The sequence below is a fragment of the Roseomonas gilardii subsp. gilardii genome, assembly GCF_023078375.1.
Classification (GTDB): Bacteria; Pseudomonadota; Alphaproteobacteria; order Acetobacterales; family Acetobacteraceae; genus Roseomonas; species Roseomonas gilardii.
In genome coordinates, this window is record NZ_CP095554.1 from 275964 (window position 1) to 302933 (window position 26970).

Here is a 26970-nt window from a genome sequence, read left to right on the forward strand (position 1 = left end):
GGCGTCAGTACATGCTCAGCTTGCTGCGCACGGCGCGCAGCGCGAGCATGCCGGCGACGTTGCTGCCGACGATCCATTCGAGGACGTAGACCGTGTCGTAGTAGGAGGGAAGCTGGCTGCCGAACTGGCCGTCGCGGATCATCTCGTGGATGTTGATCAGCGGCATCCAGAGCAGGATCTCGCGCCATTCCGGGGAGAACCAGTGCAGCGCGAAGAAGGCGCCGGAGACGGGCATCAGCAGGTAGGTGACGGGATGGACCAGGCGCTCGAAGCCTTCCCAGCGGCCGCCGGCCGAGGCCAGCAGGAGAGAGAGGCCGTGGCTGAGCAGGATCATGCAGGCCACGCCGAGGATCAGCAGGCCGGGATTGGCCGGCGGCATCTCCGCGACAAAGGAGCAGACCGCGACAATCACCACGATCACGCCGAGGATCGCGCTGGATTCCAGGATGTTCCGCGCCAGCATGATGTCCAGCAGCGTCACGCGCTGGTGGTAGAGCAGGGTCAGGTTGGAATGGATGGCGGTCGGCGCGCGGGTGACGACGGCGCGGAAGACGAAGAAGGGCACATAGCCGAACATCGAGAAGATGAAGGGGTTAATGCCCCCCGGCAGGTCGTGGCCCGACAGGGAGTGGAGCATGCCCACCGCCGTGCCCAGGGTCAGCGGTTCGAGGAAGAGCCAGAGGAAGCCGATATTGTGGCGCCCGAAGCGCGTGTGCAACTCGCGCATGAACAGGGCCCCCACCACGGCGCGCTGCACGCGGAAGGATTCGAGAAGGCCCGGCTTTTCCCCGTAGGAGATGCTCACGTCAGGTCACAACTGCCCGAAGGTTCCGCCGCTGAGCAGCGGGCGGGTCGGCACCCAGCCGAGGGCCGGGTCCTGGCAATAGATGCGGCTGCCGGGCGCGCCACCGATCTGCACCTCGCGGCAGGGGCGGCCCGAGGCGGCGTCATAGGCGCGCACCACCCGCACGCTGGCGACGCGGCCGCCATCGGGCAGAGGCAGGCTGGCCTGCTGGCCCGGCTGCGCCTGCCCGACGAAGGCGCCGACCGCATCCGCCTGGCGGGCCGGCGGCATCGGCAGGTTGGGGCTCGCGGCGGAGGCCGCGGCCGGCGCGGGCTCCCAGGTCAGCCCGATGCCACGACCGCCGCACCCGGCGAGCAGGAGCGGGAGGAGGAGCAGAAACACTCTCATACCGCGAAAATCCGAAAGGTTACCCGGCATTTCATCTACCTAAGGTAGCCGATACCGCAACTGCGAGTAAAATGGTTAACGGATGAAATTGACCACGCCCCTCACGGTTACGGACGCGATGCTGGCTTCCTGGCCACACCTGCGCGGGTTCTGGCCGGATACCGTGCTGGTCCGGGAACGGGACGGGGTGGGGCCGCTGCTGCTGCGGGAGGGCGATCCGGTGCCGCCGGGCTGGGCGGGGCTGGTGCAGCGCGTCTCCCCCTCCCCCTTCGACCCGCCTGGCTTCGCCGGGCACCGGGCGCCATTGGTGCTCTTCGCAGCCGGGCTGGCGGGGACCGCCGGACGGGAGGAGCGGGACGAGGCGGCGGCGCTGGCGCGGCGACACCGGCTGGGCGGGCCACCGGGGCTGCCCGATCCTGGCGGGAAGGTGCTGGGCGATGCATTGGGCGATACGCTGGGCGGGGCGGGGCGGGGCCATGCGCTCTGCTTCACGGAAGAAGCGGCACAGCAGGTCCTGGCGGAAGGAGGCCGGGCGGTGCTGGCGCGCGATCCCTGGACGGGGTTCCTGCCCGGGGCGATCCCGGGTGTGCCTCGGCTGGAGCGGCGCGTCTCGCCCTGGAGCCTGATCGATATCGCCACCGAGATGCGCGGGGCGGGGCGGGCCATGGCGGTGCTGGCGCGGATCGCGGGCCTGCCCTGCCCCGACGTGCCCCCCGAGGCGTTCCCTGGGGACATGGCGGGCGATCTGGCGGAGGCGCGGGCGGCGGACCCGTTCCGGCGCCGCCCCCTCCCCCTGCCCGAGGCGATGGAGCTGCTGCGCTTCTGGCGGGAGCGGGAGCGGGAGAACCGGCGCGTCTCGGTCTGCCTGGGCATCGCGCGCTGGAAGCGGGCGCAGGTCGGGGCGCTGCTGGGGCGCGACGACGGCTCGGCCCCGCGCTTCGCGGAAAGCGCGGAGGGCGCGCTGCGGATGGCGCGGGCGGCGCGGGAGCAGGGCGAGGCCGGGGGGATCGCCGTCTGGGCCTCCCGCGAGAAGCCGGGGCTGCGCGCGGAGGGGCTACCGGTGCTGGCGCTGGAGGATGGTTTCCTGCGCTCGCGCGGACTGGGCGCGCGCTTCCTGCCGGGGGCGTCCTACTGCCTCGACGCGCGGGGGGCCTATTACGATCCGGCACAGGCTTCGGAGCTGGAGCTGATCCTGCAGCGGGGGGTGACGGACCGGGCGCTGCTGGCGCGAGCGAAGACCCTGCGCGCGGCGATCGTGGCCCGGGGCATCGGCAAGTATCACCTGGGCGGAGAGGTCCCGCCCATCGCGGCGCCGGCGGGGCGGCGGGTGCTGCTGGTGCCCGGGCAGGTGCAGGACGATGCCTCCGTGCGCTGCGGCGGCGGGGAGATCCAGTCGAACCTCGCGCTGCTGCGGGCGGTGCGGGCGGCACGGCCGGAAGGGTTCATCGTCTACAAGCCGCATCCGGACCTGGAGGCGGGGTTCCGCAAGGGGCGGATCGCGGCGGCGGAGCTGGCGGCGGTGGCGGACCAGGTGGTGCTGGGGGCGCCGCTCTCCGGGCTGTTCCCGCTGGTGCAGGAGGTGCATACGCTGACCTCGCTCTCGGGCTTCGAGGCACTGCTGCGCGGCGTGCCGGTGGTGACCTATGGGCGGCCCTTCTATGCCGGCTGGGGGCTGACCGAGGACCGGGCGCCGGAGGGCTTTCCCGCCGGGCGGCGCGGCGTGGCGCGCTCGCTGGAGGAGCTGGTGGCGGCGGCGCTGATCCTCTACCCGCGCTACATCGACCCGGTGACGCTGCTGCCCTGTCCGGCCGAACTGATCCTGGAACGGCTGGAAGACCCCGGTGCCTGGAAGCTCTCGCCCCTGACGCTGCATCGCGGGCTGGAAGGGTGGGTCCGGCGCTGGGTCTCGCGGCTGGCGGGACGGCGGTAGGGGCCTCTCCTCCCCGGCCGCGTCGTGCTGTCCCGGGGGACAAGGCTCCGCCTTTTCCCCTGCCCCCTGATCCGCCAGGACCCTGAGGGTCCTGGACCTCCCGTTCGCTGGTGCTGACCGCGGCCCGATCACGCCGGAGAGCGATGCTCTCCGGCGACGGCCGGTGCCGCCAGCGCGGACAGGATGTTTTTCTTCTTTTCGGGAGCCCCGCCGATCCACCTGCTCCCAGGGATCAGCCCGCAGGCCAACAGCCACAACCAGCGCCCACGAAAGCCCGGGGTCCGGGGACCGGCTTCGGTCCCCCATCATGGTCATGGGCGGAGTGGGGGTCCGGGGGCGAGGCAGCGCCTTGCCCCCGGGGCCGGACACGAAGCGGAACGCCCGGAGCGGGGTCCGGCTATCGCGACGGGACCGGAACCGGCGCCTCGGCCCGGTGCGGCAGGGATTCGGCGAGCGGGTTGGTGGCGGCGCCGACAGGCGGGGCGGCGAGGGGTGGCAGGGCGGGCGCGGCGGTGAAGTCCAGCACGGGGGCGTTCAGCAACCCGTGGTGCAGGCGGTGGGTGGCCTGGCGGACGGCCACGGCGAGACCTTCCTTCGCGTAGTAGACACCGCGGATGTGCAGGCAATGGGCGATGCCGCGCAGGAAGCCCTCGCGCAGCGCCATGTCGGGGCGGGGCGGGTCGCGCCAGAAGGCGTCGAGCGGCCCGGCATGGGTGAGGCCGGGGATCTTGTAGATCGCCTGGCCCAGCGCGTGGGTGGGCAGGTTGTCGATCAGGGCACGCAGGCCGACGGTGCTGTTGACGGTGACCACGCCCTGCACGCTTTCCGTGATGTGGCCGAGATTGCCGCCGCCCAGATAGAGCACGCGGTCGCCAACGCCATGGCGGCCGGCGATGCGGCGGACACGGCGCTTCCAGCGCTTGATGCCGGGATCGAGCGGATGGACCTTGACCAGCAGCTTCGCCCCGGCGGGCGCGCAGCGGGCGAAGGATTCCACCACCTCCTCCATCGCCGTGTCGAGGTCGGGATAGTGGGAATAGGCCCGCAGGGAGAAATCCGTCTCCATCTGCATGGCGAAGAGGAAGAGCGTCGCCTTGCCCTGCAGTGCGCGCACGATGGCATCGGCGCGGCGGTTGTCGTGGCGGCGGGTCAGCAGGCGCAGCAGCGTGCCCGCATAGACCGGGATCGGGTGGTAGAGCTGGTGGCTGCGGTGGTGCGGAAAGGGCCAGCGCAGCATCGCCGTGAGGTGATAGGCGATGTCCCAGGCGGCCTGGCGCGGGAAGCTGTCGCGGTGATGCACGACGAGATCGGGCGGCGGCAGGTTGCGACCCATCTCGACGATGGTTTCCGGATCGCGCGGGAAGCGGCTTTCGGCATTCATGCCGTCGCGTTCCAGGACGATCCAGTCGGGGCGGATATAGCCGAAATCCGTGGCCACGACTCGCATCCCGCGGCGGCGGGCGATGGCGATGGCGGCCTTGTGCAGGGGGCGCTGCTCGCCCAGCAGCACGAGGTCGGTGGCCTGCCGCTCCTCGCAGAGCGCCTCGAACCAGGCGGGCCAGTCCGCGGGGCGGCCACGGTAGTTCACGGCGTCGGGGCCGCGCCAGATCAGCCAGTCGCCGGCATTGAGGTTCACGCGCAGCACGTCATGGCCGAGGGCGCGAAGCTCCGCGCCGACCATGCGGAAGAAGGGGCTGATCGGCCCTTGCAGGAACAGGAAGGACTTGTGCCCGGGCGGCGGGGTGCCGGCGCGGGCGGTGGCGATGGCGTTCATGCGGGAGGGGCTGCCTCCAGCGGCGCATGCCAGACGCGCCAGCGCCCGGTCACGGGGGCGCGCAGCCGCGTCATCGCGGCCAGCATCGGAGCGTTGTCCTCCAGGACCCAGGAGACTTCGAGGCGGTGCCAGCCACGGCGTTCCGCCAGGGCGATGGCCTCGGACAGCAGCGCGCCGACCGCCATGTGGGAGACCTGGCTGCGGCGGAAGGCGCGGCGGATGCCGAGCAGGGGGATGCGGGCGGAGGCGGTGCGGCCGGCGAGGGCACCGGCCATGCCAAGCCAGCCGGAGGGCCAGAGGCGGCCACCAAGCCGGTGGGAGACTTCCTCCAGGTTCGGCACCACGGCGCAAAGGCCGATCGGCTCCCCGTCCCATTCGGCGAAGAGCACGCGGCCGGAGGCGAGCAGCGGGCGCAGCAGGCGGCGCATCGTGTCCGCCTCGGCTTCCGTGACCGGCTGTGCGGCCCAGTTCTCCGCCCAGGCATCGTTGTAGAGCGCGCGGATCAGCCCGACCTCCTCGCCCAGCCGCCAGGGGTCGTGCGGGCGGATGCGGAGCCGGGCGCGTTCCGGCCAGAGGGCCTGGAGGGAGGCGAAGCGGGCGCGGTGGGTCTCGGTGGCGACGTCCAGCGTGCAGGCGAGGACGTCCTTCTCCCGCCGCAGGCCGAGCGGGACGCCGGCTTCCTCCAGCAGGGGCGGCAGCCAGGCGGGGTTGCGCGGCATGCGCAGCATCGGTGCCTCGCCGCCTTCGACGCGCAGCCCGATCTCGTGGTTCACCGAGAAGGAGAAGGGGCCGCGCAGGGCGGTGGCGCCCCAGGCGGCGAGTTGTGCGGCGGCGGCCCGGAGCAGGGCGCCCAGGGTGGCGGGGTCTTCCTCGCAGGCCAGGAAACCGAAATGGCCGATGCCGCCGGTGGAGCCGTCACGCGGCAGGGCGGCGCAGATGCGGCCCACCGGCTCGGGGTCAGCCAGGGGGCCGCGCAGGGCCAGGAAACGGGCGATGCGCCATTCGCCCAGGGCGGTGTTGAAGCCGGGGTCGAAGACGCGGCGGCTCTCGAAGAGCAGGGGCACGCTCCAGCCCGCCGCCTCCCCGCCCAGGCGCGCGGGCAGGTCGAGCCAGGTGGCGGCTTCCGGTGCCGAAGCGACCTCGGCGACACGGAGCGGGGGCCGCGCCTGCCCGGTGGCGGGCCGCGTCCCGGCCAGCGATGTGGCGAACGTGGTCAGCCCGGGACCTCCAGCGGCGCGAGGCTGGCCATGGCATCGGCCAGGGCCTCCAGCGCGCGGTCCAGATCCGCCGCCTCGTGCTCGGAACAGAGGAAGAAGCGCAGGCGGGCGGCCTGTTCCGGCACGGCGGGAAAGACAATGGGCTGCACGTTCACGCCACGCTCGAACATCGCAACGGACAGGCGCGCGGCCTTCACCGAGGAGCCGGTGATGACGGGCACGATGGAATGGCCCTCGGAGGAGCCCGTGTCGAAGCCCATGGCGCGGGCACGGTCGCGGAAATAGCGGGCGTTGTGCTGGAGCTTCTCCACGCGCCAGGGCTCGGCCCGCATGATGCGCAGGGATTCGCTGGCGGCGGCGGCCAGGTTGGGCGCCAGGCCGACGGAATAGACGAAGCCCGGCGCGGTGTGGCGCAGCCATTCGATCAGGTCGCGCTGCGCCGCGATGAAGCCGCCGCAGCCGGACAGGGTCTTGCTGAGCGTGCCCATCCAGATATCGACGCCGGAGGGATCGACGCCCTGCGCCTCGAAGATGCCGCGGCCGGTGGGGCCGAGCACGCCGAGGGAATGGGCCTCGTCCACCATGAGCCAGGCGTCGTGGCGGCGGGCGATCTCCACGAAGCGGGCGAGGTCGGGGACGTCGCCATCCATGGAGTAGTGCCCCTCGATCACCAGCAGGGCGCGGCCTGCGGCGCAGCGGGCGCCGGAGAGGGCACGCTCGGCGGCGCGCCAGTCGTTGTGGGCGAAGGGGATGCGGCGGGCACCGGAAAGGCGGGCGCCCTCGGTGCAGGAATTGTGGATGGCCGCGTCGTGGACGATGACGTCGCGCGCGCCCATCAGGTGGCCGATGACGGTGACGTTGGTGGCATGGCCGGAGACCATGCAGAGCGCCGCCTCGGCGCCGTAGTTCTCCGCCAGCAGGGATTCGAGCTCGGCATGGACCGGGCGCTCGCCGGACACGAGGCGGGAGGCGGAGGGGGAGACGCCGTAGCGGTCGATCGCCGTCTTGGCCGCGCCGGTGACGCGCGGATCGCCGTTCAGCCCCAGGTAGTTGTAGGAGGAGAAGTTGAGGTAGCGGCCATGGCCGATGGTGGTCCGGGCGCCCGCCACGCCGGCATGGGGGCGGAAGAAGGGGCTTTCCAGCGCCAGCGCCTCCACCGCCGTCTGCATCAGCGCGAAGTCGCGCATGCCGGGCAGGTCGGCGAAGCGGCTGCGGGGCATGGCCCCCGGCTCCTTCCCCGTCCCATGTGCCGCCCCCTGGCCACCCCGCGTCTCGTCCTGGTGCGCGCGCCGCTTGGCCAGGCGCTGCAGCAGCGCCAGCCGGGCGGTGGTGGAGAGGCCGAAGGACTGGGTCATCGGGCGGCGGTTTCTCCCTCGGTGGTCAGGGGCTGGCCGCCGGGGGCGCCAAGCGGCGCCTCGCCGGCGGGAAGGCCGCGATGGGGGTGGGGGATGGCGCCGGCGGCGCGGCGGATGCCGCCGTGCCCGGCACCGCATCCTGCACAGCATCCTCCGGAAGCCGCGAGGGCTCGAAATGCTCCAGCAGCATGGCGACCTGGGCTTCCTCGCCGCCGCCGCGCAGGCCATCGACCACGCGGGCGGCGAGGGAGCCGAGGGTCAGGTCGTCGGTCACGCCGGCCAGGGGGACGGACAGGCCCAGGCGCTGCTCCAGCGCGCCGCGCAGTTCCAGCCCGCCCAGGCTGTCCAGCCCCAGCCGCGCCACGGGCGTGTCGGCGGCCAGGGATTCGGGCGGCAGGCGCAGGATGCGGCCGAGTTCCTCGGCGCCGATGCGGACCAGCAGGGCACGGGCTTCCTCGGGCGGCAGGGTGGCGAGATGGGCGCGCATGTCCCCGACCTCGGCCCCCGTCCCGCCCGCCTCCCGCACCAGGGCGAAGGCGGGCTCGCGCAGCACCGGCAGGGCGGCGCCCAGGCGGCGCCAGCCGAGCCGGGCGAGATGCACCACGGGCCGCTCCCCGGACAGCAGCGCCGGCAGGCTGTCCAGCGCCTCGCGCGACGCCATGGGCTCCACGCCCAGGCGGCGGGCCAGGGTGGCGGCGGTGTCGGATTCGCGGGCCAGGATGCCGGCATCGGCGATGGGGCCCCAGCCGACCGCCAGGGCGGGCAGCCCGGCGGCGCGGCGGGCGCGGGCCAGGGCCTCCAGCCCGGCATTGGCGGCGACGTAGTTGCCCTGCCCCGGATTGCCGAGCGGCGTGGTGGCCGAGGAGAAGAGCAGGAAGAGTTCCAGCGGGTCGCGCCGCGTCAGCCGGTCGAGGTTCAGCGCCGCCCGCAGCTTGGGGCCCAGCACGGCGGCGAAGCGCGGCGCGCCGAGCGAGGCCAGGGCGCCGTCGTCGAAGACCGCGGCGGCATGGACCACGCCGGCGATGGGGCCTTCCCGCCGCAGCATGTCCAGCAGCGCGGCCAGGGCCTGGGGATCGGCGGCGTCGCAGGCATGGGCGGAGGCGCGGGCGCCCAGGGCACCCAGGGCCACCAGCGCGGCCTCGATGCCCGGCGTGGCGGGGCCGCGGCGGGAGACGAGGGCAAGGCGCCCGGCGCCGCTGGCGGCGAGCCACTTGGCGCATTCCAGGCCGAAGCCGCCGGTACCGCCGGTGACGAGGATGATCCCCTCCGGCGGGGCCCAGCCGGGCTTCTCCTCCGCTTGGTGGCGCGGCGGCAGGATCACGATCTTGCCGATCTGCGCGCTGGCCTGGAGCAGGCGGAAGGCGTCCTCCACCTCCTCCGCCCGGCGGGTCAGGCGGGGCAGTGGGATCAGTTCGCCGCGCGACAGGCGGTCGCGCAGGCTCTCGATCAGCCGCTGGGCCTCGCCCGGCCGGGCGGCCGGAAGCTGGTCCACATCCACGCCGAAATAGCTGATGTTGCGGCGGAAGGGACGGAGCGCGATGCGGCGGTCCTCCGCATAGTCGCGCTTGCCCAGCTCGACGAAGCGGCCCCAGGGGCGCAGCAGGGCGATGGAGCGTTCCATCGCCTCCCCGGCCAGGCTGTTGAGCACCACGTCCACCCCGTCCGGCCAGTGGCGGCGGAGGTGGTCGGCGAAGCCGGCATCGCGGCTGTCCAGCACCAGATCGGCCCCGGCGGCGCGCAGGAAGGCGCGCTTGGCCTCGGTGCCGGCGGTCATCGCCACCTCGGCCCCGGCGGCGCGGGCGACCTGCAGCGCGGCGAGGCCGACCGCCCCGGCGCCGCCATGGACCAGCACGCGCTCGCCGGGCTGGAGGCGGGCGCAGGCCTCCAGCGACCAGAGGGCGGTGAGGAAGGCCACGGGGGCGGTGGCGGCGGCGGCGAAGCCCATGCCCTCCGGCATCGGCGCCACCGCCTCGGCCCGGGTCACGGCATGGGAGGCGAGCGCGCGCGGGGCGAAGCCGAAGACACGGGCGCCGGGGCGCAGCGCGGTGCCGGGGCCCACGGCCTCCACCACGCCCGCGAATTCCATGCCCAGGCCAGGCCCGGCGAAACCGTCGCGCAGGGTTTCCTCCGGCAGCAGACCCTGGGCCCACATCAGGTCGCGGAAGTTCAGCCCGGCGGCCTCGACACGCACGGCGATCTCGCCCTGGACGAGTCCCTGGTCGAGCGGGGCATGCCGGTCCGGCGGCAGAGGTTCCCAGGCCAGGGTGCCGAGCTGCCCCGGCTGGCGCACGGCGAGGCGGGCCGGGGCGCCGGGCGGGTGCGGATCGGCGGCGCCGGGGCGCAGGCGCGGGGCACGGCGGGCAGCGGGCTCGATCAGCAGCTCGGGCTCCGCGCCCGGGGCGAGAAGTTCCGGCAGCAGGCGGGCCGCCGCCGCGCCTGGTTCCAGGGCGGTGTCCAGCAGGATGCGGCGCGGGGCGAGGTCCGGCATCTCGTTGGCCAGGGCGCGGGCGAAGGCGCGCAGGGCCTCGGCGGCCGGATGGGCCGGGCCACCGGCGATGACCAGGGTGAAGCGCCGGACCGCGCCCTGGGCCGCCTCGGCCAGCCGGGCCAGGGAAGCCAGGGTGGTGGGCAGGGCGGCCTCGCCGGGGGCGGCCAGGAGCAGCAGATCGGTCCCGCGCAGTTCGCGGGCCGGCAGGGCGGCGGAATCCTCCAGCCGCCCGCCGTCGCGGAGGGCGTCCGGCAGGGCGGCGGCGAGTTCCCCGGCGAGGACGTCGCGCAGCGGGGCGGCGCCGGCATCGGCCAGGAGCAGCAGGCGTGCGGTATCCTCCGCGGGCTGGCGTGGCGGCGCCAGATGGGGAGCGGGACGGGTGGCGAGCAGCAGCAGGGCGGGCCAGGGCGCGGCGCGCAGTGGCTCGGCCCGGCTGTGCCGCCATCCGGCCTCCGGGGCCAGGGCGGCGTGCCATTCCGCGGCATCCGGCAGGGGGCGGCCCGACCACCAGCCGGGCTCCTGCCCCAGGGCGAGGTCGAGCAGGCGGCCAGGCAGCGGCTCGACCAGGAGAAGGGTGCCGCCCTCGGCCAGAGCGGGGGCGAGGCGGGACAGGAGGCCAGTGCCGCAGCGGGCGCGCAGCGCGGCACCGATGCCGACCACCAGATCCGCCGCCACCGGGACGGGCTTCTCCGAGAGCGGGTCCCAGGCCAGGGCTTCCGGCGCCACATGCCCGCGTGCGTCCGGCAGGGCGCGACCCTCCCCCGCCACCAGCAGGGCGACGGTGCGGCCGGTCTCGGCCAGGGCGGCGAGCAGGTGGCGGGTCAGCGCGGCGCCGCCGAGGTCGAGCACGCGCAGCGGCCGGTCGGCGGGCCAGGCGGCGGCCAGCGCGGCGGCCGCGGCAGCCGCGGCCTCGGCCAGGCGGTCCTGGCCGCCGGCGAGGTCGGGCGGGGCCAGCGGCAGGGCGGGAACATGGCCGGCGAGGCTGTCCGGCAGGTGTTCCGCCGCCAAAGCGAGCCATGCGAGGTCATGCGCCAGGGAGGGCTGTTCGGCCAGGACGGACTGCCAGATCTCCTCGGGCGCAGGCATCTCCTCCTGCGGCAGCAGGCTCCAGCCGGTGCCGTCATGGCGGGCCAGCCCGTCCTCCGCCAGGGCCTGCCACAGCCTGCCCGCCAGGGGGTGGCCGGTGCGGAAGGCGCGAAGGAGCCGGTGGCGGGCGGGACGGACAGCGCGCGCTGCGCCAGGGCGGCGGCCCAGCCTTCGAGCAGCAGGGCGGATTCGCTGAGGTCCAGCCGTTCGTCGGCCCGCAGCGCGGCGGCGAGGGCGGCGGCCAGGGCCGGTTCCGGGGGCGGCAGGGAGGGATCGGCGACCGGCACATCCTCCAGCCGGAAGGCGCGCAGCGGGGCTTCCTCGCCGCGCGTGAGGCGCAGGCGCTGGAGGGTCACGCCCTGGGCGAAGGCCACCGCCTGGCCGGCGGCGTCGCGCAGCAGCAGGGTGGCCTCGGCGGAACGCTCGCCCAGGCTGGACAGGCGCAGTTCCGCGCTCTCCGCCGGGGCGGCGTCACGGCGGAAGACCAGGCGCTCGAAGCGGACGGGGACCAGGGCCTCGCCCTCCGGCAGCGCATCGGCGCGGGCCGGGAACTGCGGCGCCAGCAGGCCGATCAGCCCCTGCAACGCGCCATCGAGGCGGACGGGGTGGAGGTGGAAGCCCTCGTCGGGCGGGGCGGCCTCGGGCAAGGCGAGGCGGAGCACCGCCTGCCCATCCTCGGCGGCGACGGAGACGAGCGGGCGGAAGGCCGGGCCGTAATCCAGGCCGAGGCGGGCGGCGAACGCGGTGATCTCCGCCCCCGCCATCTCGTCCGGCGCGGCCAGGGCCAAAGCGGGGGTATCGGGCAGCGCGGCCTCCCCGGCCTCGCCCAGGCGGCCGCGGGCATGCAGCGTCCAGGCGGTCTCGGCGAGGCGGCGGCGGCTTTCCAGGGTAACGATGCCGTCATCGGCGAGGCGCAGGCGGACCTGCCGGGCCTCGCTGTCGGAGAGCGGCAGGGGGCGCAGGATCTGGAAGGTCGCGACCTCCAGCGCCGGGGCCTCCGGGAAACGCAGGGCGGCGGCGGCGAGCGCCATTTCCAGCATGGCGGCGCCGGGAAGAACCGGCTCCCCGCCCAGGCGGTGGTCGGCCAGCCAGGGTTCCAGCAGCGTGTCGAATTCGCGGCTCCAGAGCCGCGGCTCCGGGTCGCGTCGCTCGCCGAGCAGGGGGTGGTCGCGCGGCGCGTCGTGCAGGTGCTCGCTTTCCGCCGTCATGCCCAGCCAGTGGCGTTCCCGCGCGAAGGGCGTGAGGGGCAGGTCGCGGCGGGCCGGCCCCTGGAAGAGCATGCCGCCGCGCGGGTCGGCGCCGCGCGTGGTGGCGCGGTCGGCGATGGCGGGGATGGGGTCGCCGCCGGGAAAGGCCTCCGGGCGGTCGCGGCGGGACAGGCTGACGATCACCCCGGCGGTGAGGCCAGCGGCGCGGGCTCCCTCGCGCAGATAGGATTGCAGGACCGGGTTGGGGCCGATCTCCAGGAAGAGCCGGGCCCCCTGCCCCAGCGCCGCCGCCGTGGCCTCGGCGAAGCGCACGGGGGCGCGCAGGTTGCGCCACCAGTATTCCGCATCCGCCGCCCCGCCGGGCATCGGGGCGCCGGTGACGGTGGAGATGAAGGGGATGGCTCCGGGGCGCGGCGCCATGGTGCCGAGAGCACCGAGCAGGGCCTCACGCACCGGCTCCATGGCGGCGGAATGGAAGGCGTAGTCGAGGTCGAGCGGCACGCAGCTCGCGCGCTGGGCCTTGGCGAGTTCGGCCAGGCGGGCGATGGCCCCGGCGGGTCCGGCCACGGTGACGGCGCGGGGGGCGTTGCGGGCGGCGATCTCCAGGCCCGGCCCGGCCTCCGCCAGCAGCGGCGCGGCTTCCTCGGGCGGCAGGGCCAGGGCGGCCATGCGGCCCTGCCCGCGGGTGCGGTGCTGCGCGGCGGAGCGGGCCACCACGAGGCGCGCGGCCTGGTCCATGTCCAGGATGCCGGCGGCGAGCGCGGCGGCGGCCTCGCCGACCGAATGGCCGAACACCAGGGCGGGGCTCAGCCCCTCCCCCGCCAGGGCGCGCAGCAGGGCGGCCTGGATGGCGAAGAGCAGCGGCTGGGCGATGTCGGTGCCGGCGACCTCCGCCTCGGAGCCCCCTTCGGCGAGGCGGGCGGCGGGCGACCAGCCGAGCAGCGGTGCCAGGGCGGCATCGGCTTCCTCCAACCCGGCGCGCAGGGCGGGGCTGGCGGCCAGGGCCTCTCGCGCCATGCCGGGGAATTGCGAGCCGTTGCCGGAGAAGACGAAGGCGAGGCCGCCCGCCGGAATCGCGGGAGCGCCGGGGGCGGAGGCGATGGCGGGCGGGGGGGCCTGGCCCTCGGTGGCGGCGGGGTTGTCGCGGCCCTCCGTCCAGTCGGCCAGGGCGGCGGCGAGTTCCGCGGCGGTGCGTCCGCGCAGGGCGAGACGCTGCGGCTGCAGGTCGCGGTGCCGGGCGGCGCCGCGCAGCAGGGCGGGCAGGTCCCCGTCCGGGGTTTCCGCCAGGCGCTCCTGCCAGCGTCTGGCCAGGAGGCGCAGCGCGGCAGGGGAACGGGCGGAGAGCAGCAGGGGCGGCAGCGGCACGGCGGGTGCCGCGGCGGGGGCGGCCTGCCCTGCCTCCGGCGCTTCCGCCTCCACCGGCGCGGCGGCCAGGATCACCGAGGCATTGGTGCCGCCGAAGCCGAAGGAATTCACGCCCACCACCGGTGCCGGGTCCCCGCGCCGGCGGGCCGGGCGGCCGCCGAGGCGCAGCGGCTCCTCCGTCACCGGCACACGCAGGTTCAGCCGGTCGAAGGGGATGTTCGGGTTGGGGGCGGAGAAATGCAGGCTGGGCGGGATGGAGCGGCGCTCCAGCACCAGCATCGCCTTGAGCAGCCCGGCCATGCCGGAGGCGGGCTCAGTATGGCCGATATTGGTCTTCACCGACCCCACGGGCAGCGGCGCGCGGCGGCGCTTCGCGATGGCCTCGCCGATCGCCCAGGTCTCGATCGGGTCGCCCGCCTGGGTGCCCGTGCCATGCGCCTCGAAATAACCGAACTGCTCCGGCTCCACCCCGGCCTCGCGCATCACCCGGGCCATCAGCTCGGCCTGGGCCTCCCCGCTGGGCAGGGACAGGCCAATGGTGCGGCCAGCGCTGTTGACGCCGGAGGCGAGCAGCACGGCGCGCACCCGGTCGCCATCGGCCAGGGCGCGATCGAGCGGCTTCAGCAGCACCATGCCCGCGCCCTCGGCCCGGACATAGCCGTCGGCGGCGGCGTCGAAGGCGCGGCACCTGCCGGTGGGCGAGAGCATCGAGGCCCGGGAGAAGCCCATGAAGGCATAGGGCGAGAGCAGGAGCTGCACACCACCCACCAGCGCCATCTCGGCATCGCCATGGGCCAGGGCGCGCAGCGCGTGGTGCAGCGCCACCAGGGCGGAGGAGCAGGCCGTGTCCACCGTCTGGGCCGGGCCGCGCAGGTCGAAGACGTTGGTGAGCCGGTTGGCCAGGATCGACAGGGTGTTGCCGGTCATGAAGTAGCGGTCCGCCCCAGAGGGGTCGGAAAGCCGCAGCTCGGCATAGTCGGTGGAGGAGCCGCCGATCCAGACGCCGACCGGGCGCCCGGCCAGGCTGCTGGCGGGCAGACCGGAATCCTCGATGGCCTCGGCCGCGACCTCCAGCAGCAGGCGCTGCTGCGGGTCGGCCTCCGCGACCTCGCGCGGGGACAGGCCGAAGGCGCGCGCGTCGAAGCCGGCGACGTCGCCCAGATGCCCGGCGGCGAAGGTATAGGCCCGGCCGGGCTCGCCCTTGCGCGGATGATGGAAACGGCGCTGGGAGAAGCGGTCTTCCGGCAGGGTGGAGACCGCGTCGCGGCCTTCCGCCATCAGGCGCCAGAAGGATTCCAGGTCCGGCGCCCCGGGGAAGCGGCAGGCCGCCCCGACGATGGCGATCGGGACAACTTTTTGTTGCACTTTCCGCACACGGTTCTTTTGTGAGTTCTTCGCCACCGGCATTTCGCAATCTTACGTTGCGTATCCGTGGGTTGCGAGAGGAAGCGACGAAAATTTTCCGGGAGCGGAAGAGATTCCCGGGGCCATGGCGCGGCGCCAGCCGGACCAGCGGCGGAAACCCACGGGAGCCTGCGGGGCGGTGCCCTCGCCTCCAGGGCGGGGGCGGGTCACATGGTCCAGCATGGCATCCACCTGGCGGAAGTGGGAGTCCCATCCCGGCGGCCGCCAGTTCTGCAAGCGGGTGACCTGGGCGGCGCGGGCGGCGCTGCCGGGCCGGGCATAGTCCAGGATCGCGGCGCGCCAGCCGGCGCCGTCGAGCGGGTCGAGGTAATGCGGCACGGGGCCGCCGACCTCGCGCAGCGCGGGCAGGTCGGAGCAGATCGCCGGCACGCCGAGGGCCAGGGCCTCGGCCAGCGGCAGTCCATAGCCCTCCACGAAGGAGGGGAAGAGCAGCGCGCGGGCGCCACGCAGCAGCGCCGCCATCCGGGCGTCGGGCACCTGGCCGAGTTCCTCGACCGTCCCGCGCAGGACGGCGCTGCGCTCCAGGATGTCGATGATGTTCTCGTTCTCCCAGCCGCGGCGGCCGATGATCAGCAGGCGCGGCACCGGGCCGCCGAGGCCGGCGGTGCCGGCGCGGACGAAGTCGCGCCAGAGATGCAGCAGCAGCAGGTGGTTCTTGCGGGGCTCGATGGTGCCGATGGTGACGAAATAGGGGGCCGGGCCACCGGGCCGCTCGGCCAGGGCGGAAGCGTGGCGCATGGACCGCGCCCCGGCGCGCGGCAGCGCGGCGTCCGGGTTTCCTGCCTCCAGGGCGTCTCCCGGAGCCTCAGTGTCCGGGGCCTCGATCCCAAGGGGAGCGACGATCACGGGCGGGGGCGCCGGGCGGACGCGCAGATGGGGGGCCAGCACCTCGGCGGTGTCGGCGGAATTCACGATCACGCCGTCGGCGAGGCGGGCGGTGGTGTCGATTCGCCGCAGATGCCGCGCCGACTGCCCCGGGCGGGCATATTCCGGATAGGTCGCCGGGATCAGGTCGTGGATCAGCGGCACGAAAGCGCAGCCGCGGGCCCGCATCGCCTGGATCGGGCCGGGCCGTTCCAGCGCCCGGTGCGAAACCAGCAGGAAGGCGCGGCGCGCGCCGAGGCGGCCGAGATGGGGCGCCAACCGCCCGGCGCCGAGGCCCAGCCCGGCGAGCAGGCGCAGGCGAGAGGCGATCCTCTCGGCATCCCGCTGCGCCTCCCGCTGCATCCCATCCCGGAGTTCCCATTGGGTCTCCCATGGGGCCTCGCCGGGCGGGGCCTGGGATGGCCAGGAGGAGGGCGGCGGCGGGGCGGCGGGTGTGCCGCACCAGGAGATGGAGAGGGTGGCCACCAGCTCCTCCACCGCGCGGCGGGGCAGCACGGACCAGGCACCGGACAGGGCGCCGGCCACGAAGACGCAGCGCTCCTCCGGCATGGCGGCCCAGCGACGCGCATAGGCGAGCTCGACGCGGTCGATGCCTGAGGGCGCGACCTTGCGCCCGCGCGCGAGCAGGCGGGAGATGTCCAGCACCACGCCGGGAGCCGCATGGTTGGCCGTGCCGCTTTCCGTACGGGAGGGCTGGGCCGGGGACCATCGCCGGTCGAGAACCGATGGCGTGGCATCCATCTTGGCGCTCCTGTCGGTTCCAGGGCATGCACCGACCGGCCCATCCCCTTATGGCTGTGTTATAAACGTTAATTACAACCTTAAGGAAGTGTTTCTTCCGCGTTGCAATATGCCAGTTCCGTCATCCATGGCCATGCCGGCACCAGCGTTGCCGCCATCCTGGAGCCGGGGTTGTGGTGACACCAGCTCCATGAGAGGAAGACGGGCGTTTCATGCGGCGGCCCGCGTCCGGCGCGTGTGGCGAGGTGGTCCTTGCCGGGGCCGAATCAGGCTATGGTGTCGCCCGCCGCGTCCTCCACGCCGCATCTGGATGTTTCCGATGAACCCTCCTTCCCCGGCGGAGACCCGCCCTTGATCCGCGTCGCCTGCCGGCGGCATGGCGACGCCGCCGTGGCCGCGGAACGCTGCATCGCCGATCTCGGCGCGATGCGCCCCGCCTTCCTGCTGGTCTTCTGCGGCGGCAAGCTGGATGGGGAGGTGGTGCTGGCGGCGCTGCGGGCGGCCTATGGCGGCGTTCCGGTGGTGGGCGGCGCGGCGGCCGGGGCCATCGCGCGCGACGCCGTCGGCTATAGCGGGCTGGAACTGCTGGTGATCGCCTTCGGCGAAGGAGCTCCCGTGCCGGCGGTGGTGTCGGCGGAGTTGCAGCCCGACGAATACCGGGGCGGCCTGGCGCTGGGGGAGCGCATCCGCGCCGTGGCGTCCGAGAGTGCTAGCGTGCTGCTGCTCTTCGACAGCGTGGCCAGCCGGGCGCCGCTGCGCCTGCATCCGGCGAGCCTGATCGTGCGGGGGCTGCATGAGGGGCTGGGCGGCCACCGCATCCAGCTCGTCGGCGGCGGGCTGCTGACCGACATGAACCTGACCGATGCCTGGGTTTTCGACGGGGAGGCGGTGCGCAAGCACATCGCGCTGGCGCTGGTCTTCCCGCCGGAGGTGGCGATGGAGACGGCGATCCTGCATGGCTGCCGGCCCGTCAGCACCTTCATGGAGATCACGCGCATCGACGGCGCCGAGGTCTATGAGCTGGACGGGCAGCCGGCGCTGAGCGTGATCGAGCGGATGCTGGGCCTCTCGCTCGGCGCGGCACGGGGGCAGGAACTGTCGCTGATGGCGACGCTGGGGCAGAAGCAGGGCGATCCCTTCGGCGCCTATGACGAGAACGACTACGTCAACCGGCTGATCCTGCGGGCCAACCCGGACACCGGATCGGTGACGCTGTTCGAGCCGGATTTCGCGCGCGGCGCCCGGGTGCAGATCATGGGCCGCGACAATATGCTGATGCTCGATTCCGTGGAGCAGGGCGTGGCGGCGCTGCGGGATTCGCTGGCGGCGCCGGAGGCCCTGCTGGGCTTCTACATCGACTGCGCGGGCCGCGGCAGCGCGCGTTCCGGCTCGCCGGTCGAGGAAGCGGAGATGGTGCTGCGGGGCCTGCCGCCGGGCGTGCCCTTCGGCGGCTTCTATTCCGGCGTGGAGGTGGCGCCCTTCGACGGCTACAGCCGGCCGCTGGACTGGACCGGCGTGCTGGTCGTGCTGCGGCGGCGGACGACGTGAACGGGACCTTCCCGCCCCAGAATGCCGGCGCCGGCACAGGCCCTGGCACGGGAGCGGACGGGCAACTGGAGCGTGAGCTCGCCTATTACCGGCGCGAATGCAACGCGCTGGGAGCGCGGCTGCTGCGGCTGCAGGAGGAGCAGAGCCAGGCCTTCCGGGAGGCGCGGCGTTCCCGCACCGTGGCGAAGCTGATCCGCGAGGCCTATCGCCTGGCCGATCACGGCAGCGCGCCCGAGGATCTCGGCGAGCCGATGCTGGAGATCGTGGTGGACAACACGATCTGCGACCGCGCGGCGCTGTTGCAGGAGACCCCGCGCGGCAGCCAGCGCTTCCGGGTCACGCATTCGCTGGGCCTGCCACAAGGCCTCCCCCCGGCCGGCGCCCCCCCGCTGGGGGAGATCTTCATACCGGCGCCGCCGCCCTTCTTCTTCACCACCTCCCGCACCCGGCTGGAGCCGCCGGCCTATGAGCTGACGGGCATCCTGCGCCTGCCCTATGTGCTCTGGGCCTATGACGCCGCGACGGGGATGGCGCTGATCCTGGGCAACCAGTCGGAAAGCAATGTCAGCCGCCCCTTCGAGGAAGCCGACCAGGAGCTGATCGAGGGCGCGCTGTCCGTCTATATCGACGTGCTGCTGCGCAAGCGGTCCGAGGCGGAGCTGCGGCTGGCCAAGGCGCAGGCGGAGGAGGCAAGCTCCACGCGGTCGCGCTTCCTGGCGACGCTGACGCATGAGCTGCGCACGCCGCTGAATGCGATCATCGGTTTTTCCGAGATGATGGCGACCGGTTCCGGCTACGAGCCCACGGCGCATGAGCGGGGCGAGTACAACCGGCACATCCTGAACTCGGCCAAGCACCTGCTGGCGCTGATCAACGAGATCCTGGACTATTCCAGCCTGGCGCGCGGGCGCACGACGCTGGGCCGGCGCTGGCTGCCGCTGAACGATCTGCTGAAGGAGGTGGTGGGCGCCACGGCCGGCACCGCCGCCGAGCGGGAGGTCGAGGTGGCCTGCGACCTGCCGGAGGAGGTCTGGTGGATCCGGGTGGACCGGACACGGTTCCGGCAGATCCTGGACAACCTGCTCAGCAACGCCATGCGCTTCACCGCGCCAGGGGGCAGGGTGATGCTGGAGGCGAGCTGCCACGCGGGCGAGGGCCTCCGGCTGCGGGTGCGCGACAACGGCGTGGGCATCGCGCCGGAGGACATTCCGCGTGCGCTCGAACCTTTCCGGCAGGTGGGCGACCCGCTCAGCCGCTCCTCGACCGGAACCGGGCTGGGCCTGCCGATCGCCAAGGGGCTGGCCGAGGCGCATGGCGGTTCACTGCAGATCGAGAGCCAGCCCGGGGTCGGCACCACCATCACCGTGCAACTGCCCGCGGAGTGCGTCGCCGCAGGCGGGCCGCCGCAGGGCTGAGAGGCGGCCGCCGCTCCTGGCGTTTGGCCGCCGGGGGCAAGGCGCTGCCTCGCCCCCGAGACCCCCACTCCGCCGGGGACCGAAGCCGGTCCCCGAACCCCGGGCTTTCGTTGGCACTGGTGGTGGGGCCTGGCGCCTGATCTGTGGAGCAGGTGGATCGGCGGGGCTCCCGAAAAGAAAGACAACTTGTCCGCACTGATGGCATCGGCAGTCGCCGGAGAGCTATGCTCTCCGGCGCGATCCGGCCGCAGCAGGCGCCAACGAACGGGGTCCAGGGCGCGCAGCGTCCTGGCGGATAAGGGGGTCTGGGGGAAAAGGCGGAGCCTTGTCCCCCGGGACGGAGCGACGTCCACAGGGACACGCGGCTGGCGGGCGGATACGGCCCCCTGCCCGTCCAGAAGGTTCATGGCGCCGCTCAATGCACCAGGCCCGGAGGGGTGGCGGCGAGGGTGGCGAGGTTGCTGTCCACGGCGCGGAGCAGGCCCCAGTTCTCGGTGTAGCCGGCCGGGAAGCCGGGGGAGCCGGCATCGGAATCCTGCTGCCGCGCATGGGCATAGCTGGTCCACTTGCGGTTGGCCGGGCGGCGGTGGTGGAAGTCATGGCAGGGCGCGTCGCCGACCAGCACGAAGGCACGGGAGAAGACCGTGACGGTCAGCATGTTGGCCCACCACAGCGCCCAGGCCAGGATGCCGCGCAGGGTGTTGGCGCGGGCCTCCGGCGGCATGGCGCCGGGGAAGACGCCGGTGGTGGAGGCGCAGACGAAAGCCTTGCCGCGGGCGGCGATCAGTTCGGGCTCGGGGAAGCGGTGCTCGCAGAGGATGCGGAAGACGGTCGCGATCTGCAGCAGCACGGTGAGCGGCAGGACCCAGGCGACCAGGAACTCGGTCAGCGTGCCGGTGGCGGCGGCCAGGGAGAAGGCGGCGAGATAGGCCGAGCGGCTCATCCAGTTGTGCTGCCGGTCCTGGCCGAACATGGCAGCCTTGATCCGGCGGCGCAGGAAGCGGGCGTGGAAGAAGGGCGAGATCAGGTTGGTGACCACGCGGCGCCACAGCTCGCGCTTGCTCACGCCCGGTTCCAGCCGGCAGACGCCGAAGACGAAGCCGGTGAACTCGTCCTCGTCGGTCAGCATCTTGTTGGCGCTGTGATGCAGCATGTGCTCGCGCTGATAGTCCTCGAACCGGGCAAAGAGCAGCAGGCTGGACACCAGGCGGCCGATGGCGCGGTTGCGCTCCCGCGTCGAGAAGACGGTGCCATGCGAGCAGTGGTGGAAGACCACGACCTGATAGAGGCCAAGGCCGGAGGCGGTCGTGGTCAGCCCGACGAGGAGGAGCAGGGCGGAAAGCCAGAGCGGCATCGCCACGGCGATGGCGGCGGCGCTCAGCCCCGCGCCGATGAGCATGGCCAGCAGGCCGCCGGCCACGAAGGCGATCGGGGAGCGCTCGGGCGCTTCCTCGCCGGGGGCTGGCTTGGCGGTGATCAGGGTCAGCAGGGGCTGCAGGAAGGCCGGGAGGCGGGCCGCCATATGGGCGCGCGGGTCATCGCGCAGGAAGGTGGCGGTCTCCAGGCTCTGCGCGAGGCTGGGGCGGTCCAGGGACTGGCGGTTCGGGAGGAAGGACATGGTCTTTTTTCCTTTTCACTTTCTCAACGGAGATAGCCCGGTCCACTACATCGGAACGGGATGGTTATTTCATTACGCCTAAAATAGATCTTCTTCTCAATACTGAAGAAGTTCAAACTTATAGCCAACTCTTCGTGGTTGATTTATTAACTGATAAACACTTATTGCGTGCATATTTTTCTGCAACGCATTTTTTGACTCGCGGAAGTAGCAAGGTTCAGGTTCGACGCCACCGCCCTTGAACTTTCGGGCACGTAATCACCGTGACAGGCGATCTGGCGCATGGTGAGCATGCTTCGCAATTGGTTGTGAGAGAGGTGTGGAAAGGGATTCACCCTCTCACCGCACTCCCTTCCGACAACCGGACGGAATGTTCTGCACCGCTGGTTGTTTTCGAACCGGGACCATTCTCCGTTCGGCTGTGGAGGAAGGGTCGTGGGTCGCCCATGGGGATGAGGGGCGGAGGCCGAATCGGGATGGACGCCGCGTTGCCGGAGCCGGCTGGCCTTCGGCGCCGGCCCTTGCGGTCTATGACGTGGCCGGCTGCCCCGGCCGTTCCGCCGTGATGGCGCCGGGCGCAGCGCCTCCCGGCCACCATCCCGTGGGCACGAAGCGGCCGGCGCGATAGCGGGTGGGGACTGCCGCCCGGATCATGCCAGCGGCGCGGTGGGGGTCAGTGAGGTGCGTCTTCGCCCCGGTGGAGTCCGGCCGCCCGGACCCTCTGCCGGCGGGGCGCCCTTGCCCGGCCGCGGTCCTCCCCGGCATCGGCGCCGGCATCGCCGCGGGGGGACAGGGCCCGGCGGAGCATGATGTAGCCGAGCAGGCCCGCCACCAGGGAGGAGATGAGGACCGCGATCCTGGCCAGATCCTCGTACCGCGTGCCGCCGAAGGCGAGTTCCGAGATGAAGAGCGAGACGGTGAAGCCGATGCCGGCCAGGATGCCGAGGGCGGCGATCATGGACCAGCTCGTCCCTTCCGGCAGGCGGGCGAGGCCGGCGCGGCAGGCCAGCCAGGTGGCGCCGAGAAAGCCCACCGGCTTGCCCAGGAGCAGGCCCGCCGCGATGCCCAGGGCGACGGGGCTGGCCGCGGCGTCGCGCAGCAGGCCGGGCGAGATGGCGATCCCGGCATTGGACAGCGCGAAGAGCGGCAGGACCACGAAGGTGATCCAGGGATTGGCGATGGCCAGGACGCGCTCGGCGGCCTCATAGGTCGCATCCGAGAGCTCGCTGAGGGTGCCGAGGGCACGGGCCGCCTCCTCGTGGCCCTCCTGCTTGCGTTCCTGCGAATCGGATTCGATCTGGCGATAGGCGCGGCGGAACAGGCGCAGGGGGTTGCGCACCTTGTGGGCGAAGCTGCCGGGCGAGACGCGGGGGGCGGTGGGCACCAGGAAGCCCAGCGCGACACCGGCCAGGGTGGCGTGCACATGGGCCTGCTGCATCAGGAACCAGACAACCAGGCCAAGCAGCACATAGGGGACGCTGGAGATCACCCCGGTCCGGATCAGGCCCAGCACGGCGGCATAGGCAAGCAGAGCGCCCAGCAGCGGCCAGAGCCGGATATCCGGCGTATAGGCGAAGGCGATGACCAGCAGCCCGCCGATATCGTCCACCGCGGAGAAGGCCATCAGCAGGACGCGCAGGATGCGGGGCATGCGATGGCCGGCGAAGCCGAGGATGCCCAGGGCGAAGGCGGTGTCCATGGTGACGGGGATGCCCCAGCCGCGCTGCCCCTCCCCGCCCGCGTTGAGGGCGAGGTAGATGAGCACGGGCACGAGCAGGCCGCCGAGGGCGCCGAAGAAGGGGAAGGCGGCGGTGGCGCGTTCCGAGAGCAGGCCCTTGGTCAGCTCCCGCTTCACCTCGACGCCAATACCGAAGAAGAAGACCGGCAGCAGCGCCTCGTTCGCCCATTCGGCGAGGCTGTAGCGAAGCTCCGCCCCGCCGAAGGAGATGGCGAGAGGCGTTTGCCAGAAGGCGGCATAGGCCTCCGCCCAGGGGGAGTTCATCGCCAGGATGGCGACAGCCGTGGCGATCAGCAGAGGACCGCCAGCGACTTCCGGAGCGAAGAAGAGCGGCGCGATGTTCTGGAAGTAATGGCGCGCGAAGCGGGAGTGATGCGCGCGGGCCCGGAGTTTCCCGTGCAGGCGGGGCGGGATCTTGGGCAACCGGCTTCCTTCCTCCATCTGCCGCCATCCCGGCCAGGGATGTCCAGGGGGTGCAACGGCCCGGCCCGGCCAAGGTTCAGTGCGATGCCCGGACAAGGGTTTGCCGTTGCGCTGCCCCAGGGGAAAGGCGCTGCCTTTCCTCTGGACCCCCTATCCGCCAGGACGCCCAAGGGTCCCATGGGGCGCCCTGGACCCGGTTCGTTGGTTCCTGCTGCGGCCGGATCGCGCCGGAGAGCATGGCTCTCCGGCGACTGCGGGCACCACCAGCACGGGCAGGGTTTCCATCTTCTTCAGGAACCCCACTGATCCACCTGCTCCCAGGGATCGGGCTGCGGAACAACGGTAACCACAGGCACCAACGAAAGCCCGGGGGCCGGGGACCGGCTTCGGTCCCCCATCCTGGTCATGGGCGGAGTGGGTGTGGGAGAGGCAGCGCCTCTCCCACGGCGGGCTGCCACGCAGCGCCCCGCCGGAGCCGGCCGCGTCAGTTCCGCTGGCTGCTGAGGATCACGAGCCAGACGATGCCGCCGATGGTGGCGCCGATGCCCAGCAGCACGAAGACGGGCAGGCCGAGCCAGTGCGGGCCGTGCTGGCCCAGCAGGGGGGCGAGGCCGATGGCGAAGGCGCCGGTGACGACGGCGACGGCGACCTGGAGCGCCGCGTGCTCGATGCGGCGGCCGAGCTTCTCGAGCTGGACGACCTCCAGCCGGGCGGAGAAGCGGCCGTACTGCATCCGGCGCAGCACGGTGCGGAGGATGCCCGGCATGTCCTGCGCCAGCCCCTGCATCTCCAGCAGCGCCGTTTCCGTGCGGTTGCGGAGCGCGCGGGGCGTGTAGCGCTGGCGCATCACCTGTTCGACCATGGGGCGCATGGAGCCGACGAGGTCGAAGCCCGGCTCCATGCGGCGGACCACCCCCTCGGCCGTGACCAGGGCCTTGAAGCCCTGGGCGAGATCGGCGGGCAGGGCGAGCCCATGGTCGCGCATCAGCCCCATGAAGTCGGGGATGGCCTGGCTGAGCAGGAGCGGGCCGGCGCTGTGGCGGGAGACGAAGGCATCGGCGGCCTCGGCGACGGCGACCGGGTCCACCTCCGGCTGGCCGGCCCAGTCCAGCAGAACGTCGCTGACGCCGGCCGACTTGCCGCGGGCCAGGGCGGCGATGAGCGTCAGCACCTGGTCGCGGCGGCGGAGCGAGAGGCGGCCGATCGTGCCGAAGTCCAGCAGGGCGACGCGGTTGCCGCTCTGGCAGAGGACGTTGCCCGGATGCGGGTCGGCATGGAACAGCCCGTCCACCAGGGTCATGCGGAAGAAAGCCTCGGCGCCCCGGTGCGCGAGGATGGCGGTGTTCATCCCGGCAGCCTCCAGCGCCGCGCGGTCGCGCGGGTGCTGGCCCTCCAGATGGTCCTCCACCAGCAGCCTTTCGCTGGTGTATTCCCAGTGGATGGCGGGGAAGACGATCTCCGGCCGGTCCGCGAAGCCGGCGGCGATGGCTTCGGCGTTGCGGCCCTCATTGGCGAGGTCCAGTTCCTCCCGCATCGCGCCCAGGAGCTGGCGCAGGATCTCCCGCGCGCGGTAGCGGGCGAGGTCGGGCCATTCGGCCTCCAGCATCCCGATCAGGTGGGAGAGGAGGCGCAGATCGGCCTCCACCAGCGGGCGCAGGCCGGGGCGGCGGATCTTGACCACAACCTCCCGCCCGTCGCGCAGCGTGGCGCGGTGGACCTGGGCGATGGAGGCGGAGGCGAGTGGCAGGGGCTCGAAGCGGGCGAAGACCTCCTCCGGCGGGGCGCCCAGGTCTTCCTCGACCTGAGGGCGCAGCGCCTCGAAGGGCAGCGGGGGGACATGGCTGTGGAGCCGTTCCAGCTCCTCGATCCAGTCGGGCGGCAGGAGGTCGGCGCGGGAGGCCAGGACCTGGCCGAGCTTGATGAAGGTGGGGCCCAGCTCCTCCAGCGCGCGGCGCACGCGGGCGGGGAGCGAGAGGAGGCGCGCCTCGGCATCGGGCGGCTCCTGGCGCAGGCCGAGCTGGCGCAACAGGGCACGCAGGCCGGAACGCTGCACGAAGTCGTCCAGCCCGAAGCGGACCAGCACCGCGCCGATCTGCTGCAGGCGCCGGCGGTCCCGCGCGGCGACGAGGGCGGTCTGGAGCATCTAGGGCAGGCCGTGCCGGCGGGGGTCGCGGCCAAAGGCCCGGGCGGGTCCGGTCACGGGGCGGCGGTCTGGGCTTTGGCGTCCAGGGCGGCCCAGGGATTCTCCTTGAAGCGGGTCATGAAGGCGGCGTGGCGCTCCAGCTCCTCGGGCGTCGGGACGATCGGGCGGGGCGTGCGCGGGCCGGCGGGGCCGGTGGAGGCGACCAGCACGGGCCCCGTGGCCTGGGCTGCCAGGGCGAGGCCCGGCTGCTTGCCGCCCATCAGTTCCAGATAGACCTGGGAGAGCAGCTGCACGTCGAGCAGGGCGTTGTGCGAGGTGCGCATCGAGTTGTCGATGGCGAAGCGCCGGCACAGCGCATCCAGGCTGTTGGGCAGGCCGGGGAAGCGCGCCTTGGCGAGGGCCAGCGTGTCCACCATGCGGCGGCGGTCGATCACCGGCGCGCCGCAGCGGCGGAACTCGTGGTCCAGGAAGTTGAAGTCGAAGGGCGCGTTGTGCGCCACCACCGGATCATCCGCCAGGAAGTCCAGGAGCTCCGGCAGGATGGCGCCGAAGAGCGGCTTGCCGGCCAGCATCTCCCGCGTGAAGCCGTGGATGCGGGTGGCTTCCTCCGGCACGTCGCGCTGCGGGTCGATCAGCTTGTGGAACTCACGGCCGGTGGGCATGAAGTTCACCACCTCGATGGCCGCGACCTCCAGCACCCGGTCGCCGGTGGCGGGGTCGAGGCCGGTGGTCTCGGTGTCCAGGATCAGGGCTCGCATGGCCCTGCCCCTAGCACAGAGTGGCGGCGGGTGGCAGCGGCCGTGCCCCCTCCCCGGCCCCTGCCGGCGCATAGCGGCGCACCAGGGCGCGCACCGCCCGCTGGGCGGCGTGGCGCGACAGGCCGGTGTGGATGACGTGGTCGGCCAGGCGCCGCTTCTCGGCATCCGGCATCTGGCGGGCCAGGATGGCGGCGAGGCGTTCCGGCGTCATGCCCCGGCGGCGGAGCACACGGGCACGCTGCACGGCGGCGGGGGCGGACACGACGACGACCGCGTCCACGCGCCGCTGCCCGCCGCCTTCCAGCAGCAGGGGGATGTCCAGCACCGCGAGGCTGTGGCCCGCGCGGCGGGCGCGGGCGAGGAAGCGGCGTTCCTCGTCGCGGACCAGCGGATGGACGATGCGCTCGAGCCGGTTCATCGCCGCATCATCTCCGATCACCGCGCGGCGCAGGGCCTCCCGGTCCACCCGGCGGCCATGGGGGAGATCGCGCACCGTGCCGGGAAAGGTGGCCTCGATCGCGGCCAGGGCGCGCCCGCCCGGCCCCTGGAGGCGGTGGACCGTGGCATCGGCGTCGAAGACCGGCACGCCCAGGCGGCGGAAGGCATTGGCGGCGGTGGACTTGCCCATGCCAATGCTGCCGGTCAGGCCCAGGACCTTCAT

16 protein-coding genes are annotated in these 26970 nt (G+C 73.2%); 3 read left to right on the top strand and 13 right to left on the bottom strand.

The window, feature by feature from the left end:
• Positions 1-4: 4 nt before the first annotated feature.
• Together MVG78_RS01290 and MVG78_RS01295 are read right to left on the bottom strand one after the other, a co-directional pair.
• The gene (locus tag MVG78_RS01290; protein WP_247557558.1) at positions 5-805 is read right to left on the bottom strand and encodes an ABC transporter permease; all 801 of its coding nucleotides are present in this window, start codon (positions 803-805) and stop codon (positions 5-7) included.
• 6 nt (positions 806-811) lie between these two features.
• Complete coding sequence (locus MVG78_RS01295; protein WP_247557559.1) at positions 812-1192, bottom strand: RT0821/Lpp0805 family surface protein; 381 nt, start codon at positions 1190-1192, stop codon at positions 812-814.
• Between the two features lie 118 nt (positions 1193-1310).
• Between MVG78_RS01295 and MVG78_RS01300 the strand changes: the two genes are divergently transcribed.
• Positions 1311-3122, top strand: a complete 1812-nt coding sequence (locus MVG78_RS01300) for a capsular polysaccharide export protein, LipB/KpsS family (RefSeq protein WP_247557561.1) — start codon at positions 1311-1313, stop codon at positions 3120-3122.
• A 397-nt stretch (positions 3123-3519) separates the two neighbouring features.
• Here MVG78_RS01300 and MVG78_RS01305 read toward each other — a convergent pair whose 3' ends face one another.
• The 6 genes from MVG78_RS01305 to MVG78_RS01330 form a co-directional block, all read right to left on the bottom strand.
• On the bottom strand, positions 3520-4896 hold the full coding sequence (locus MVG78_RS01305; RefSeq protein WP_247557563.1) for a capsule polysaccharide biogenesis protein: 1377 nt from the start codon (positions 4894-4896) through the stop codon (positions 3520-3522).
• Positions 4893-5960, bottom strand: coding sequence for a GNAT family N-acetyltransferase (locus tag MVG78_RS01310; RefSeq protein WP_247557565.1), 1068 nt, complete (start codon positions 5958-5960; stop codon positions 4893-4895). The genes MVG78_RS01305 and MVG78_RS01310 overlap by 4 nt, the downstream gene beginning before the upstream one ends.
• 149 nt (positions 5961-6109) lie before the next feature.
• Entirely contained in the window at positions 6110-7468 is a 1359-nt protein-coding gene (locus tag MVG78_RS01315; RefSeq protein ID WP_247557567.1) for an aminotransferase class I/II-fold pyridoxal phosphate-dependent enzyme, read from the bottom strand.
• A 25-nt stretch (positions 7469-7493) separates the two neighbouring features.
• Entirely contained in the window at positions 7494-9956 is a 2463-nt protein-coding gene (locus MVG78_RS01320) for a type I polyketide synthase (protein WP_345892868.1), read from the bottom strand.
• 821 nt (positions 9957-10777) lie between these two features.
• Positions 10778-14980 carry a type I polyketide synthase gene (locus MVG78_RS01325; protein ID WP_247557569.1) on the bottom strand — a complete coding sequence of 1401 codons (4203 nt, stop codon included), beginning with the start codon at positions 14978-14980 and terminating at the stop codon, positions 10778-10780.
• Between the two features lie 51 nt (positions 14981-15031).
• Positions 15032-16666: a glycosyltransferase family 4 protein gene (locus tag MVG78_RS01330; RefSeq protein ID WP_247557571.1), complete on the bottom strand. Its 1635-nt coding sequence runs from the start codon at positions 16664-16666 to the stop codon at positions 15032-15034.
• A gap of 351 nt (positions 16667-17017) precedes the next feature.
• Here MVG78_RS01330 and MVG78_RS01335 point away from each other — a divergent pair, with 351 nt between their 5' ends.
• Both MVG78_RS01335 and MVG78_RS01340 read left to right on the top strand, forming a co-directional pair.
• Positions 17018-18214 carry an FIST signal transduction protein gene (locus MVG78_RS01335; protein WP_247557573.1) on the top strand — a complete coding sequence of 399 codons (1197 nt, stop codon included), beginning with the start codon at positions 17018-17020 and terminating at the stop codon, positions 18212-18214.
• A complete protein-coding gene (locus MVG78_RS01340; protein ID WP_247557574.1) occupies positions 18211-19629 on the top strand; it encodes a sensor histidine kinase in 1419 nt (472 codons plus the stop codon). The genes MVG78_RS01335 and MVG78_RS01340 overlap by 4 nt, the downstream gene beginning before the upstream one ends.
• A gap of 415 nt (positions 19630-20044) precedes the next feature.
• On the opposite strand, the gene MVG78_RS01345 is transcribed toward MVG78_RS01340, so the two are convergent.
• The 5 genes from MVG78_RS01345 to coaE all read right to left on the bottom strand — a co-directional run bounded on the left by MVG78_RS01345 (position 20045) and on the right by coaE (position 26970).
• Positions 20045-21247, bottom strand: coding sequence for a fatty acid desaturase (locus MVG78_RS01345; protein WP_247557576.1), 1203 nt, complete (start codon positions 21245-21247; stop codon positions 20045-20047).
• 673 nt (positions 21248-21920) lie between these two features.
• On the bottom strand, positions 21921-23408 hold the full coding sequence (nhaA, locus tag MVG78_RS01350) for a Na+/H+ antiporter NhaA (protein WP_247557577.1): 1488 nt from the start codon (positions 23406-23408) through the stop codon (positions 21921-21923).
• Positions 23409-23892: 484 nt separating this feature from the next.
• Positions 23893-25551 (bottom strand): ABC1 kinase family protein, encoded by a 1659-nt coding sequence (locus MVG78_RS01355; protein WP_247557578.1) that lies wholly within the window; start codon positions 25549-25551, stop codon positions 23893-23895.
• 53 nt (positions 25552-25604) lie between these two features.
• Positions 25605-26309 carry a DNA polymerase III subunit epsilon gene (dnaQ, locus tag MVG78_RS01360; protein WP_247557580.1) on the bottom strand — a complete coding sequence of 235 codons (705 nt, stop codon included), beginning with the start codon at positions 26307-26309 and terminating at the stop codon, positions 25605-25607.
• Between the two features lie 10 nt (positions 26310-26319).
• Entirely contained in the window at positions 26320-26970 is a 651-nt protein-coding gene (coaE, locus tag MVG78_RS01365; RefSeq protein WP_247557582.1) for a dephospho-CoA kinase, read from the bottom strand.

Bases quoted from the DNA above. Each gene is read 5' to 3' on its own strand.
- MVG78_RS01295 (WP_247557559.1), bottom strand. From the start codon at position 1,192: ATGAGAGTGTTTCTGCTCCTCCTCCCGCTCCTGCTCGCCGGGTGCGGC.
- MVG78_RS01300 (WP_247557561.1), top strand. From the start codon at position 1,311: ATGCTGGCTTCCTGGCCACACCTGCGCGGGTTCTGGCCGGATACCGTG.
- MVG78_RS01305 (WP_247557563.1), bottom strand. From the start codon at position 4,896: ATGAACGCCATCGCCACCGCCCGCGCCGGCACCCCGCCGCCCGGGCAC.
- MVG78_RS01315 (WP_247557567.1), bottom strand. From the start codon at position 7,468: ATGACCCAGTCCTTCGGCCTCTCCACCACCGCCCGGCTGGCGCTGCTG.
- MVG78_RS01320 (WP_345892868.1), bottom strand. From the start codon at position 9,956: ATGCCGGACCTCGCCCCGCGCCGCATCCTGCTGGACACCGCCCTGGAA.
- MVG78_RS01330 (WP_247557571.1), bottom strand. From the start codon at position 16,666: ATGGATGCCACGCCATCGGTTCTCGACCGGCGATGGTCCCCGGCCCAG.
- MVG78_RS01345 (WP_247557576.1), bottom strand. From the start codon at position 21,247: ATGTCCTTCCTCCCGAACCGCCAGTCCCTGGACCGCCCCAGCCTCGCG.
- MVG78_RS01355 (WP_247557578.1), bottom strand. From the start codon at position 25,551: ATGCTCCAGACCGCCCTCGTCGCCGCGCGGGACCGCCGGCGCCTGCAG.
- dnaQ (WP_247557580.1), bottom strand. From the start codon at position 26,309: ATGCGAGCCCTGATCCTGGACACCGAGACCACCGGCCTCGACCCCGCC.
- coaE (WP_247557582.1), bottom strand. From the start codon at position 26,970: ATGAAGGTCCTGGGCCTGACCGGCAGCATTGGCATGGGCAAGTCCACC.